Annotated in this window: 14 protein-coding genes; 3 read left to right on the forward strand and 11 right to left on the reverse strand. The window is 46.4% G+C overall.

Translation table 11 applies throughout. From position 1 onward, the window contains the following. The first annotated feature begins 5 nt into the window (after positions 1–5). The gene (locus tag L5M38_RS20275) at positions 6–611 is read left to right on the forward strand and encodes a TetR/AcrR family transcriptional regulator (protein WP_198571794.1); all 606 of its coding nucleotides are present in this window, start codon (positions 6–8) and stop codon (positions 609–611) included. Between the two features lie 147 nt (positions 612–758). Here the strand turns inward: L5M38_RS20275 and L5M38_RS20280 are convergent, their stop codons facing one another. From L5M38_RS20280 to L5M38_RS20325, 10 genes are all read right to left on the reverse strand, one after another. Continuing rightward, entirely contained in the window at positions 759–1,565 is an 807-nt protein-coding gene (locus L5M38_RS20280) for a CsgG/HfaB family protein (protein WP_105251644.1), read from the reverse strand. Next, positions 1,565–1,960, reverse strand: coding sequence for a curli assembly protein CsgF (locus L5M38_RS20285; RefSeq protein WP_105251643.1), 396 nt, complete (start codon positions 1,958–1,960; stop codon positions 1,565–1,567). Before L5M38_RS20285 ends, L5M38_RS20280 begins: the two co-directional genes overlap by 1 nt. A 10-nt stretch (positions 1,961–1,970) precedes the next feature. Next, complete coding sequence (locus L5M38_RS20290) at positions 1,971–2,381, reverse strand: curli production assembly/transport protein CsgE (RefSeq protein ID WP_105251642.1); 411 nt, start codon at positions 2,379–2,381, stop codon at positions 1,971–1,973. Between the two features lie 298 nt (positions 2,382–2,679). Further along, positions 2,680–4,368, reverse strand: coding sequence for a sensor histidine kinase (locus tag L5M38_RS20295; protein WP_263180158.1), 1,689 nt, complete (start codon positions 4,366–4,368; stop codon positions 2,680–2,682). A gap of 71 nt (positions 4,369–4,439) precedes the next feature. Beyond that, positions 4,440–5,918, reverse strand: a complete 1,479-nt coding sequence (locus tag L5M38_RS20300; RefSeq protein WP_263180159.1) for a sigma-54-dependent transcriptional regulator — start codon at positions 5,916–5,918, stop codon at positions 4,440–4,442. Positions 5,919–6,041: 123 nt separating this feature from the next. Beyond that, positions 6,042–7,241: an FtsX-like permease family protein gene (locus L5M38_RS20305; protein WP_263180160.1), complete on the reverse strand. Its 1,200-nt coding sequence runs from the start codon at positions 7,239–7,241 to the stop codon at positions 6,042–6,044. Positions 7,242–7,251: 10 nt separating this feature from the next. Next, entirely contained in the window at positions 7,252–8,562 is a 1,311-nt protein-coding gene (locus tag L5M38_RS20310; RefSeq protein WP_113941170.1) for an ABC transporter permease, read from the reverse strand. Between the two features lie 11 nt (positions 8,563–8,573). Further along, on the reverse strand, positions 8,574–9,323 hold the full coding sequence (locus tag L5M38_RS20315) for an ABC transporter ATP-binding protein (RefSeq protein WP_028761691.1): 750 nt from the start codon (positions 9,321–9,323) through the stop codon (positions 8,574–8,576). Positions 9,324–9,421: 98 nt separating this feature from the next. After that, positions 9,422–9,685: a hypothetical protein gene (locus L5M38_RS20320; RefSeq protein WP_263180161.1), complete on the reverse strand. Its 264-nt coding sequence runs from the start codon at positions 9,683–9,685 to the stop codon at positions 9,422–9,424. Between the two features lie 109 nt (positions 9,686–9,794). Continuing rightward, complete coding sequence (locus L5M38_RS20325) at positions 9,795–11,057, reverse strand: efflux RND transporter periplasmic adaptor subunit (protein WP_131523180.1); 1,263 nt, start codon at positions 11,055–11,057, stop codon at positions 9,795–9,797. 375 nt (positions 11,058–11,432) lie between these two features. Between L5M38_RS20325 and pyrC the strand changes: the two genes are divergently transcribed. Together pyrC and L5M38_RS20335 are read left to right on the forward strand one after the other, a co-directional pair. Further along, complete coding sequence (gene pyrC / locus L5M38_RS20330) at positions 11,433–12,464, forward strand: dihydroorotase (RefSeq protein ID WP_263180162.1); 1,032 nt, start codon at positions 11,433–11,435, stop codon at positions 12,462–12,464. A gap of 131 nt (positions 12,465–12,595) precedes the next feature. Continuing rightward, positions 12,596–13,642: a hypothetical protein gene (locus tag L5M38_RS20335; protein WP_263180164.1), complete on the forward strand. Its 1,047-nt coding sequence runs from the start codon at positions 12,596–12,598 to the stop codon at positions 13,640–13,642. Positions 13,643–13,812: 170 nt separating this feature from the next. Here the strand turns inward: L5M38_RS20335 and L5M38_RS20340 are convergent. Then, positions 13,813–14,013 (reverse strand): transposase (locus L5M38_RS20340; RefSeq protein WP_263179804.1); only part of this gene is annotated, 201 nt, incomplete at its 5' end.

Consider the following 14,013-nt stretch of genomic DNA (forward strand, 5'->3'; position numbering starts at 1 on the left):
AAATCTTGAATAAACCATCAACAACACAACCCATTAAAACCATGACAGATAAACGCCAAGCTATTCTCGATACTGCCTTAGCGCTGTTTGTCAGCCAAGGATTTCATGGCACGTCCACCGCCTCGATTGCGAAACAAGCAGGTGTAGCAACAGGTACCTTGTTCCATCACTTCCCTTCTAAGGAAGCCTTGATGGAATCTTTGTTTCTAACCATAAAACAAGAATTTGCCGATGCCTTACTATTAAACACCCATAAGGGCAGCGATCTTAAGCACAATGCCCTACAACTATGGCAAAGTGCGATAGATTGGTCGCTAGATAACCCTGTCAAGCAACTGTTTTTTCAGCAATATTCAATGTCGCCCATGATTGCCGCTAAGGTGCGCGATCAAGCGATGAATAGCATCTTAGGCTTTATTAGCGAACTCATTAAGCAGGGACAAATGATGGGGCTAATCGCCCATTATCCAGTGGAATTGATGCTAGAAAACTGCCACGGCCAATATCTAGCAGCAACGCGTTTCTTTATCGATAATCCGCACTTGGGGACAGATAGAACATACCGCGATGCCAGTTTTGAACTGTTTTGGAAGGCCATGCAAGCGGACTAAAATAGCCAAATATCAACTGATTGCTGCAATAACCGCAATAAAAAACCGAGTCAGCTTAACTGGCTCGGTTTTCTTTTACGCTATCGCGACTAAGTGCTCAAGCAGAAGCCTGCTTTGCTCTAGCATCTAATACCGACTTTCAAGCACCTATCCCTGACTCAACTCTTGGGCTTTTTCTGCTGGCTGCGCCACTTGAGTTGGGCTCCAGTAACCTTGTTTGATACCCTTATCAATCAGCTCAGCGACCGCCAATTCAATGGCTTGTAACACGCAAAATTGCACTGGCTCATTGGTAGTAAAACCGACTTCAGCCTCAGCGAGTCGATTTAAACTCGTGTAACGGAACAAGCCCGCACGCATTTCTTGGGACAAGACTCGTTTGCTGGTTGAGACCGACATCATAACTTTACCTGTGTGTACATCCACGGCGCGTAGATAAATGGTCACCAGATCTTCACGGTACATTTCAGAGGCGCCAATGCCGTAGTATTCGACACCGCTACCACCAGTGCTAGTGTTGGTCTCATAACTAATCACCCCACCTTCGAGTAACAATCTGGCGGTGGATAATACGGGCACTTCATCGCCCTTAGTACCGCTCTGTTTGTTGCTGATCTTACGCTCGGTAAGCAAATTTTGTAGCCCTTCACGCTCAACGGGTGTAAACCATTTAGAGTCGAGCAAAGTCTGCATCAACATCGATGTTGCACCCTGAGTCACCGCGGTCGAAAACGAACTCACGTTAGCCTGCGGCTTATATTGGCCAGTTTGATCGCGAAAGGAATACACGGCCACAGGGATAGGAAACTTAGGTCCTGGTTGAGTTTGCAACCCACGCATCACCTCACTCAAGGGGTTAACCTCGGCAGCCGTGATATTTAAATCGGGTTTGGAGATCAGGCTACAGGCCGACACACTTAACAGTAATAAACTCACTAACACTAGACGGGCCATTAGTTGCCACCTCCAAATGCTGACATTTCAATTATTGTCACTTCATTCGTGGCAATATTAGTGATAGTCAGTATAACTTTATCCCCTATAGAGTTAATTTCTATACGAAAATCGCCAGTATTATAGTCACCGTCGGTGATTTCACCATCAGCAATCCCTCGGGTAATAGAATTGATAAGATTACGCTCTAGGGATTCTTTAAAGCGAGTAATAAAGTCCTTCTCGGACGAGTTGGATTTATTGTCATTCTGGGCTTGGGCTTTATTTAATAGAAAAGCCCCATTTTGTGGATTGCCGCCAAAGCTGGGATTCACTGGCGTATAAATCAATTCAGTGGCTTGGCCACTGCTTGCCACACATAGCGTGACAAGAGCAAGTAACGTCCTGTATGTCATTATTATTATCCTAAAAGTCGTCCGATGTTCCTGAAAAATCACCTGTTATTGCATTGGCTCTGACTTGCGCTAAATAATCAATCGTAAGCAAAATCGCCAGCTCTGCGCTCTCTTTAATCGGATTTGCACGACGACCAAAATGGGTGGTGTAAATCCGAGTCCCGTTTACCTCTAAGGTTAAAACGGTTCCAGCCTGTGGAAACACTGTCTCATACAGAGTGACGTTAAAGCCTTGGGTAAAGGGCAGTTCGCGCCAATAGCTTGAGTAGTAAAAGCCAAAGTCCTTACCAAACCGAGTCAAGGTTCTATCTATTACTAAGCCACTAATTTCAATGTCGTTATCGGCAATAGTGATAGGGGAAGCCAGCAGCAGGAATGGACATAAAACGTAAGTAAGCAGACGCTGTTTTAACTGTTTCACTTATCCCTCCTTAACCTTTTTAATCGAACCTTAAAAACCGCGCTAACCTCTGTTAGAACAAGGTGAGTTTTAACGCAAATTTTCGATAAAACAGGTTAACAGGGTTAAAGATCTCCCGTCATTACGCTGGGGGGCAAATTAGCCCGAAGAGCTAAGGTAAAAAGGCAAAAATAGCCCATTTGGCTAATACGCCAAGAGGCAGTTGAGGATAGGAGTTATGCTTTAAACAAGCGGATAAGATAAGCAATAAAAATGCGACTTAAGAGTCGCATTACGGTGTTGATTCAAAACGCGAGCATTATTGTGGCAACCATAGTCGAACCAACAGGCCACCGTCACTGCGATTATGCATGCTAATACTGCCATCGTGGGCTTCGATAATTTCACGGCATAAAGGTAAACCTAAGCCTGTACCTGATTGTTTTGTTGAGTAAAACGGCAGTAGCGCCTGCTCTAATACTTCACCAGACATACCTGCGCCGCGATCCTCAATCACAATACTAAAACCTCCACCATCCACTAAGGTTTGATACCGAATCGACAGGGTGACATCCTCGGGGTTTGAGCCAGATTCATGGGCGTTTTTAAGTAAATTGAGGAGCACTTGCTCCATCTGTCCTTGGTCGAAATAGCCATCGACCTCAGGTAACTCATAAGTAAGTTTAAAGGGATAATGCTGAGTTAACTGGGCAGTAAATTGCCCCCAATTCACCTGACGCCGTTGCGGGAGCGGCAACTTAGCAAAACGGGCATAGTTGAAGATAAACTGGCTTAGATGACTGGTGCGATTCTCGATAGTATCGAAAATCAAAGTTAACTTCGGATTATCAATATCTTTGGTGAGCAGTCGGCCGGAGTTCACCATAGAGGCGATGGGCGCGACTGAGTTATTGAGTTCATGGCTAATAATGCGGATCACTTTTTTCCACACTGCCACCTCTTGACGATTGAGCTCGCGGGTCATCTGCTTGAGCAAAATCAAGTTATGCTGTTGGTTATTCAATAAAAATTGGCCGCGACTTAAATACCAAGTTTCCACATCATCTTCACCCATGGCGAAGAGTCCGTTCTTTTCATGTTTAAGCGCTAAGGCCAATACTTCGGGCAAATCCACCAGCAATTCATCTAAGCTCAAGCCTTCCATTCTGCCCTTTTTATGGAATAGGTGACGCGCCGCATCATTGGCATAAATGAGCCGCTGATGATCGTCCAGTAACAACATCACATTGGGAGAACTTTGAATCACCTTATCCAGTAATAACTCCCGCTGGTAAATGTACTGCCTTTCTTGGCGCAATTTAGCAGCGCTATGGTTAAATAACTGCGCTAAGGTTTTGAGCTGACCTTCGCCATGTTCAGGAATACTCACACTAAAGTCATTATCACTAAAATTTAGCAAGCCGACTTCAAGGGAATCTAAACTGCGGCCGAGATGTCGAGTCAACCAAGCAATACCTAAACCACAGACAGCACAAGCGAGAAGCAACACGATCAAACCTTCACCTAAGGTCAAACTCGAGACACGCTCTCCCTTAGCTATCTCAGCGGATATCGCAGGAGATACAGGTGCTTTGGGCGGTAAAATGGATAGCGGTTCTACACGTAAAGGCTCAACCACATGAGGAATAGAATTAAACAGCCCTTCTTTAAGTTGTTCTAACTTGAAGAGTTTTATTTGTAACTGCTCTTGTTTAAGTTGTTCAAGCTTTTGCAGCTCGGCCTTAATCTGCTCGGCCCTCTGGTGCGCTTGCATCGCCGCAGCCTCCTGCAATTGCTCACTATTGTTAAGGGCGAGTTCGATGGAGGCGACCGTTTTCTCAAGCTCTGCAAAATCCAGTTGCACATTCACATCAGGGATTTCAATCGTGTTAGACGTGGCAACAGACGAAGCATAGGGTGAGATATACTCCACCAAAGCAAAACTCAGCAAGACGCCAAAGGCGCAGCAAGCCATTGAAAAAATGATAAGTTTAGTTCGAATTAACACTCAGATTCCTTAATCGATAGCCTTTCTCTAGCCTAGAAGCTGGGACTTGGGACCTAGCATCTGCACTTAGCCTATGACTTATCTAAACCAAACTTGTCCATCCGCCGATACAACGCTTGGCGACTGAGTCCAAGCGCTTTTGCCACCCGAGCAATTACGCCATGATGCTGTTTTAGCGCCGCTTCGATATCTTCTCGGCTCACGTCTATCGCCTCATTGGCATCTGACACTTGGGCACGAACAGACTCATGATAAAACGCGGTATTTACGGGGATGGAAGCGGGCGAATAAACAGGTAGAGGATCAGAGTGTCTCAAGCCAGATAGCCGCGACTCAGATACAGCTGAAACACTGGAAGCCGATTTTATGACACTCGCAACAGGTGCCAAACCAAAGTCAGCTTCAGTCAACACATGGCTTTGCGCCAACAATACGGCCCGCTTACAGGCGTTTTCAAGCTCGCGCACATTTCCCGGCCAGCGGTGCTGTAATAACGCCTGCAACGCGGGTTTGCTCAAGCTAAAATCGCTGCCGATAAAATGCTGCACTAAAGGTAAAATATCATCGATGCGTTGATTGAGCGGTGGTAATGCCAGTTCAATCACGTTTAAGCGGTAAAACAAATCCTCACGGAATCGCCCTTCAGCGATATCTTGGGCCAGATCCGCATTGGTCGCACTGATCACCCGCACTTTTACTTTCTGGGTTTTATGGCTTCCTAAGCGTTCAAATTCGCCGGTTTGTAGCACCCGCAATAATTTCACTTGCCCAGACAAAGGTAAATTGCCAATTTCATCTAAAAACAGCGTGCCACCGTCTGCCGCTTCGAAACGGCCAATACGCGCTTTAGTCGCGCCAGTAAAAGCGCCCGCCTCGGCACCAAACAGCTCGGCCTCTAATAAATCCATCGGCAAAGCACCGACATTAACCTTGATGAAAGGTTTGTTTTTTAAGGGTGAATTGGCGTGGAGAATATCGGCAAGCTTGTCTTTACCCGCGCCATTGGGGCCAGTGATCAAGACCGACACATCGGAGCGCGCCAGTTGCAAGGCTAAATCAATACAACGCTGCATTGCACCGCTGCCAAAGACAATACCGCAGAGATCCGCATCGGCGATCGCCACTTGGCGTTGATGATTCACCCGCTCCAAGCGGTGGTTAGCACGGGAGAGTTTATAAAGCGCAATCAGATTAGTTATGCTATTGAGTAGCTTAGCGTCATCCCAAGGTTTGCCCATATAATCGGCAGCGCCCGCTTTGACTAATTCAACTGCCGTTTCGAGTTGCGTCCACGCCGTCATCAAAATAATCGGCAAATCCCCTTGGCGTTCGCGCAGGGCGTAAAACAGCTGCCGACCTTCCTCACCCGAGGTGGTATCTCGGGTAAAGTTCATATCTTGGATCACTAAATCCACATCTTGCGTCGTCAATAACCCAAGGGCGTCCTCTGGGCTGTGGCAAATCAGCACCCGATAATCATTGAGTTCTAGCATCAAACCTAGGGCTTGGCAGATGGCATGATTGTCATCGACGATAAGGATAGTATCCATAAGTGTGAGTGTTGTCCTAAGTAAAACTGTTAACCGTAAAGTAACAAAAAGTGCAATAACATCCTATTGTTATCGCACTTTTGTCGAGCTTTTATCGTACCTTGAGTGACATCAAATATTCCGCTATACGCTGCGAGTTGCGGTTGCTGGCGAAATATTTGCCGCCTTACGCGCTGGTAAGTAAACCGCTAATGTGGTGACAATAAACAAACCTGCCACAGTAATTAGTGGGTAGCTTAAGTCCAACATAGGCAAGCTATAGATTTTCATTAACTGTTGGCCTAACTGTATCGCTAACAAGCCGCCCAGCACGCCTCCCGCTAAGCAAATCAAATAGTTCTCCACGAGGAAGTAACTGATAATATCGCGCTTTTTAGCCCCCAATGCACGGCGGGTACCTATCTGCTTAGTGCGGCGCTGGATATTAAACATCACCATGCCCGTTAAACCGAGCGAGGTGATAAGCAATAACAACATCACCATCATAGTTAACACAGTAATCATCAATTTATGATCGCGATATGAGCTATCTTTTAAGGCCTCGATTGACTTAAAGCCATCGAGTACTCGGTTTGGATTCTCGGCCAGCAGCGCTTTTTTTATCGTGTCTTTAAGCTCGGCGTGAAACTCAGGTTTGGCCCGTACCATGTAAGAACTGCTGCCATAATCCACATTTTGAATCACACTATTTTCAAGGCTAGAACTGTCAATCCACGCGCCTTGCAGTTTTTCGACTACGCCAATCACAGTGATCTGCGCATCCTTGCCCTCGTACAACACTTTACCAAGTGCGGATTCATCAGGCCAAATGGCTTTGGCTAACACACTGGAGATGATCGCTAATCGGCTAGGGCTATCGAGGTTATCCTTAAGTTCATGGGGGTAAAAGTTACGTCCCTCAATCAGCTTAATGCCTAAGGTCTCAATGGTGTGATCTGTCCCTAAATACATGGCAAATTGCGGTGTCGATTTAGCGCTATCTGGGTCGGGGCCCAGATTTAACGTGCTCGACCAGCCGCCACCGCTTAACGGCAACATATTGGTTGAGGTCGCATCAATCACATTGGGCAGCCCCCGCAAAATTTGCTGATCAATTTTGTTTTGCGCGGTTTTATCAATCAATGGATCGAAGTTGAACAAGCTAAAGGTCAAGACTTCTGACTCTTTAATCCCCGAATCACGCTGCATCAGGGCTAAACGCTCTTGAATAATAAAGCTCGCATTCGCCACAATCGCCACAGACAAGATAATCTGAATAAGCAGTAAGACTGGACCGCTTTTACTGCGCAATAAACTGCTGAGAATAGGTTTAATATGCAACATAATGAGTCCCTTACTGGCTTTTCAGATAAACGCTAGGTTTAGTGCGACACACCACCCATGCGGGATACAAGCCAGCCAACAAGGCTGTGCCTACCGCAATACTTGGGGTGATAATCCACATACTCGCCGATAAATGGGTTAAGCCCTTCGCGACCTCAAACTGGGCCGATAACCCATAAAGCGAAGCGTAGGCCCAAGCGAGTCCCAGCAAACCACCGAATAAGCCAATCATGCCCACTTCCACCATGTATTGAGCGAAGATTTGGCCACGGCTAGCGCCGATTGCACGGCGCACTCCCACCTCGGGGGCTCGCTTGAGGAACTTTGTCAGCATTAAACCTAATATATTGACTAAACAAACACTTAAAAACAGCGCACTCAAGCCAACCAAGATTTTATTGTCTTCGGGCACCACATGATTGTATTCAAGCCAAGTTGCCACATCGGATACTTTGACTGAGTCAGCGGCAGATTTATTATCCGTAAAACGGCCTAGGGCTTTTTGCTCCGCCACATAATTGCTGAGCCAAGAACGGTAACTGGCTACTGCGTCTTTATTTGGTAACTCAACCCAATACAGCAGCCACACTTTTTCAGAGTTAAGGCGATCGCTGTAACTATTCATCGTCTCAAACTTCCAACCCGACGTGTTACCCCATACATCAAACTCTTCGATAGGCGTCAGCGAAAACGGCACAAAAATTTGTTCCGTGTCGTTAAAGGCGCCGTTAGTGGGATCATAATATTTAGGCTTAGGATCCCAAGCATCAATCACCCCAACCACTTGATAAGGTTTACGATTAAGATAGATAACTTTGCCAACACTGTTTTGACCCGCAAACAACTTTTGATTGAGTTTATCGTTAATCACCACTTGATAAGCAGGTTCAGTGTCGACGGATTTATCCCACGCATTACCGTACAAAAATGGCACGTCAAACAGCTTAAAAAAGTCACTGTCCGTCACCCGAATGCTTTCTAAAATAGGCGCAAAATTGGCATCCTCCGTCTGCACTGCCATCCCAGTGCGAAACATCGCAGCTTGGCGTTTAGGTAAGGTATTGTTGCGCAGATTCATCGCGTCTTGGTAAGTCACTAACGAGTTTAACTCATCCCAAGAATCAGGGCCTTGGCTCCAAAGCTGTACCGCATTTAACTCATCAGAGCGTTCACCCGCAGGATTAAATGACATCATCTTGTACACGTTTAACGTAGTAATCGTGATACCAATACCAATCGAAATCGCCAACACCATCAACAGCGACAGCACTGGGGTTTTCTTAATGCTGCGCCAAGCTAAATCAACATAATAAAAGAACATAATGCATATCCTTAACGGTCGGCGTTGGCGACAAGTTTGTCGATATCAGTCGCAGCAGTGATGTCACTGACATGTCGATGACCTTGATGATACATAGTAAAATCACACACTTGACCATCGACAATTTGAATGTTGCGTTGGGCGCGGCGAGCGAGTTCAGGATCGTGCGTCACCATGATAATGGTCGTGCCCGCTTGATTGATATTTTCGAGTAATTCCATCACTTGACGTGCCATTAGGCTGTCGAGGTTTCCCGTAGGTTCGTCGGCGAGTAGGAAGCGTGGCTCCCCCGCCAAAGCACGAGCAATCGCCACCCTTTGTTGTTGTCCACCCGACAACTGAGTAGGTAAATGTTTAAGCCGTGAAGCTAAGCCCACTTGCTCTAATGCCTCTTGTACACGACGTTGACGCTCCTTGGCATTAAAACCACGATAGCGCAGCGGCACTTCGATATTCTCAGCTAAGTTAAGATCGGGAATTAAGTTAAAACCTTGGAAAATAAAGCCAATTTTTTCATTTCGGATAGTGGCGCTCTTGTTATCGCTCAAGTTAGACACGTTAATCCCATCGAGAAAATAGTCACCGTGAGTAAAACCTTCGAGTAAACCTGCAATATTTAAAAAGGTGGTTTTACCCGAGCCAGAAGGACCCGTGACCGCGACAAATTCGCCTTCATTCACCTCGAGGTTAAAATCGCGCAGGGCGTGGGTTTCTACTAAATCCGTTTTAAAAACCTTGCTCACATTCTTCATTGATAACATGTTAATTTCCTTTAAATAATCAAATCTATTTTGCGCCCAGACTCTGCGTCTACACCTTAGGCATCGACTCATGTACGACCGTAATCAGCACACCTTTATCAGCCAAAGAATGGCTCAACGACACACTCTAAAAACCACACAAAAACGCCCAATATAAGGTCGGCACTTTCGACCGAAACCTCACCCACTTGGCGAAACTCATCCAAAGGATTACTCCATTCCAACAAATTGAGTCCGAGGAAAAACCAGCTATTGGCCTCACCGATACTTAGTTCCACCGCAACCACCAGTAATAATAAGGCTAGTACTCCAAACATTTTGGATGACATCAACACGCTGATATCAAATTGTTTATCACGCATATCCGGCTCCTATTCTTATCCATGTCGCAGCAGGTTTCGTCATTCACCTTGATCACTGCGCTGTTAAATTCATCAGATTGGTTGTTTAATAATTTACGAATATCGGTCATCAATGAATCCTGACCTGTTCGGCGTGATTAAAGGGATCAACACTTGAAATGACCCACTCATCTCCGGCTTTGCCACCATCAAGCACTTCGACTTGGCTCAGGCTAGTACTGCCGAGCTTAACCTCACGACGACTGGCTAAATCGCCCTCGATTTGATAAGCCACATTACCCCCACCGCTGGTCATAAAGGCGCCGCGTTTTACCATAAGAACATTGGGTCTGTGCTCTAATAACACTCGGGCCGAGATGCGTTGATTCTGGCGCAGTGTTAGGCTGTCGCTTTGGTCAAATTGCACCCTAGCGGTCACTTCACGGTTACGCACTTCAGGGGAAATTGACGATAACTTGCCCATTAACTTAATACTGCCAAAACTCAACTCGACTTCCATGCCTAAACCCAGATCGTCCGCATAGGACTCAGGCACGGCTAACTCAGCCTCATAGGCGCTTAAATCCACGACGGTTAAAATCGGTTGGTTAGCGCTAAGACGGGTTTTCTGCTCGGTAATCCAGTTACCGATAATACCGTTAACAGGTGCGACAATATTCAAGGCATCGACTTGACGTTCTAATTCACGCACCGCGAGAGTTTGACGCTCAACTTCTAGGGCTTTATTTTTAATTTCAAAGGTTAACGTATCTTTCGTTAACGCAACTTCTTGCTCTGCATGCTTAAACTTCAGCTTGGCTTTGTGTAGATCATCTTTGCCTTTTTCATAATCAATCTGGCCAATAAGCTGACTTTGAATCAGCTCCTCTCCGCGTCGGCTTTCCCTATCCGCCGCTTCAAGATCGACCGTTGCGATATCTAAGGTTTGATAAGCTTGTAATTGATCGCGTCTTGCATCCAACTTAGCGCGCTCTAATGCACTCTCCATGCCCGCTAATAGGGACTTGGCTTGCTCTAGCTGATTTGTGAGTCTTGGACTATCGAGTTTGGCGACCACATCGCCCTTATTAACAGTATCGCCAGGATTGCTGAGCAGAGTCACTGTGCCTTCCTCTGTGCTATACAAAATAGGCGCATTGGCCGCCACGATTTTACCTGTGGTCGCCACATCGCGGGTTAACGTTCCAACGAAGAGTTTTGCGGTAGTGATGTCGCTGCGGCTAAGGGATTTGCTAACACTATCAGAGCCTAAACTTGCCCACACTAAGGCGCTGACTAATAAGGCGCAACCGCCAATGATCAGCGGTAACTTAAGACGTTTAGAGGTCGATGGCACAAGTACTGTATCTTGGCCGCTAGTATCTTTAATCATGGCTTTACTCGCTTCCCTGTTGTAATCATCAGTGCCGGAACGCATCAACGGACACTATTGGAAATCTCTACCCTAGAGTTAGCAAAGCCTATGCCAAACAAGTAAAATCATTTACTTTCATAACTTTAATAAAAAATCGCAGATAAAAGTGTCCGCGGACACTGGAGTTTAAATCGAAAAGTGTCCGCAGCAGATTAATCAAAAGTGTCCGATGCTAAAAACAGTGACATAGTACGGGCCATGCGGCTAAGCGCTTCAATTACATGTCCTAACAGATTTATTGGCCGAAACAGCCGAGTTTCCCTTTACAGTAAAATCCTTGCCACATAAGATCCCGCCACCCTCGCAGCAAAAACGATCAAAAGACCAAACCCTATGACTACAATAACAATCACTCGCCCAGACGACTGGCATATTCATTTAAGAGACGGCGCCCAGCTTAAAGATACAGTGCGCGACATCAGCCGCTATATGGGCCGCGCCATCGTGATGCCAAACTTAGTGCCCCCCGCTATCGATACCGAAACCGCACTGGCCTATTACGATCGCATTAAAGCGCAAGTGCCCGCGGGCTCACAATTCGAACCTTTGATGGTGTTGTATTTAACCGACAAAACCAGCCCAGATGAAATCCGCAAGGCCAAAGCCTCGGGTAAAATTGTCGCCGCTAAACTCTACCCAGCGGGCGCGACGACTAACTCAGATTCCGGTGTGACAGATGTTAAAAACATCTATCCCGTACTCCAAGCCATGCAAGAAGTCGGCATGCTGTTTTTAGTCCACGGTGAAGTTACAGATTCAGCAATTGATATTTTCGACCGCGAGCGTGTCTTTATTGAAAATATCCTCAGTAAAATTGTCGCCGATTTCCCCGCGCTTAAAATCGTGCTTGAGCATATCACCACCAAAGATGCCGTCGATTTTGTCACTCAAGCCTCAGACAATGTGGCCGCGACTATCACAGCCCACCATTTACTGTATAACCGCAATCACATGCTGGCAGGCGGTATTCGTCCGCATTTTTACTGCCTGCCGATTTTAAAACGCAATACCCACCAGCAGGCGTTGTTAGGTGCAGCGGCAAGCGGCAGCAAGAAGTTTTTCCTCGGTACAGATTCAGCGCCACACGCCAAGGATAAGAAAGAAGCGGCCTGTGGCTGCGCGGGCTCCTACACGGCTCATGCTGCCATAGAGCTGTATGCCGAAGCCTTCGAGTCGGTCAATGCGCTGGATAAACTCGAAGCGTTCGCAAGCTTTAACGGCCCAGACTTTTACCATCTGCCACGTAATACCGATACCATTACGCTGGTCAAAAAGTCATGGGATGTCCCTGCAACTTACCCGCTTGGCGATACTAACGTCGTGCCAATCCGTGCTGGTGAAGCCATTGATTGGCAAGTTAAATAAGCCTTAAGTCTTTAACATCAAGTCGCCTACGGGCGACTTTTTTATCAGATTTTGATTTTTAATCCACAATCGGTCAGTATCCAGCGCTTAGAATACGGCCCTTACTTATCACCTTTTAAGAGAAAATCAGTATGCCCACAAGGATGTTATTCTCCGTTTTATCTTCAAGCCTGTTGCTGACCGCCGCGATCTCTTTGCCGACCTTTGCGGTCAATGAACTCACAGGGATCTGGCAGGGACAGTTAGGTAAAAGCAAGGTCAGAGTTTGTTTTAATCAATATGGAACAGGCAGTTATTACTATCAACGCTACTTAACGCCGATAAGACTCGAGCAGCAAGATGAACTGTGGAAAGAAGAAGGCAATACAGGAAATTGGCAGTTTGATAGTGTCACGCCACAAAAACTGAGCGGGCATTGGTTTAAAGATACCGCGAGTAAATCGTTACCAGTGCAACTTGAGCGAGAAATCAGCCCAGATAAGGTCGAGGATTGTGGTGCCGATGCTTACAATCTACCGCTAGAAACCACGCCAAAACTCAGCCGAGGTAAATGGCAAAGCTACGAAAATATTGAGTATCGCCCGCTGACTTTTGGCACAGATGTAGGTATCGAATTTAAAGGCCCACAAACGGGTATCTTGGCAATTAATCAATGGCTTGAGCATAAGCTCACCGATGAAGCCCAACTAGCACAAACCTTTGACACTCGCCGCAGAATGCTGGCACAAATGGGCAGTTTTGTAACTGACGAAACCTTTGCCGAACCGATTTTTATTAATCAGCATTGGCTCAGTGTGCGCCTATATCGCTGGGCGGCAGGTTATGGCGCCAATGGTATCAGCCAAGAATTTGTGAGTTTCTCCCTTAACGACGGCAAACCTTTCCACCCATGGCAATGGTTTCTCGCCGATACTCAACCACAAAGCATGCTCGAGGGTATGAGTCATCCTTTACCCCCAGCATTAAGGAACAAATTGTTTGCTGGCAAAGCACCGGACGCAGAATGCCCCACATCAGACGGCTCGGGATATTACCAGCTCACCCTTGAGCCAAAGGGTATCAAATTCTGGGAAACGCCCCGCGGCGATGGCTGTGAAAATGAGTTTATCCTCAGCCCGCAAGAAGCCATGCCCTATGCCACCCAATGGGGACAAACACAACTTAAGCTATTGGAATAGTGTACTTAACTGAGAAAATATTAGAGGGAAAGAAAGCAGTCATGGCGATGATGCCTAACTGCCAGTTCGCCATCCCTGACTCTCGTTCGTAACACTGCTACACAGCACTCACCCTAGCGAAGTTACAGGTATTGATTAGGGTCTGTTGATCTTTGCTGTACAAATGTTGTTCAGCAATACATCGGCAGCCACATTAACATAAACGCCAGTGACACCATACTGGCGTAATTTCTTGCTAGCTTGTCATATCTTGTTGATATTGCTCGATAGTGCTTAATTCTTCCAAAAGCATTCTCCACTAAATGTCGATACCGATATAAGCACCAATCGACTCTTTCTTGAGGTGTATTCTTATAGCGGCGCCTTGGAAT

The sequence above is a fragment of the Shewanella sp. SM101 genome (assembly GCF_025654465.1).
Classification (GTDB): domain Bacteria; phylum Pseudomonadota; class Gammaproteobacteria; order Enterobacterales; family Shewanellaceae; genus Shewanella; species Shewanella oncorhynchi.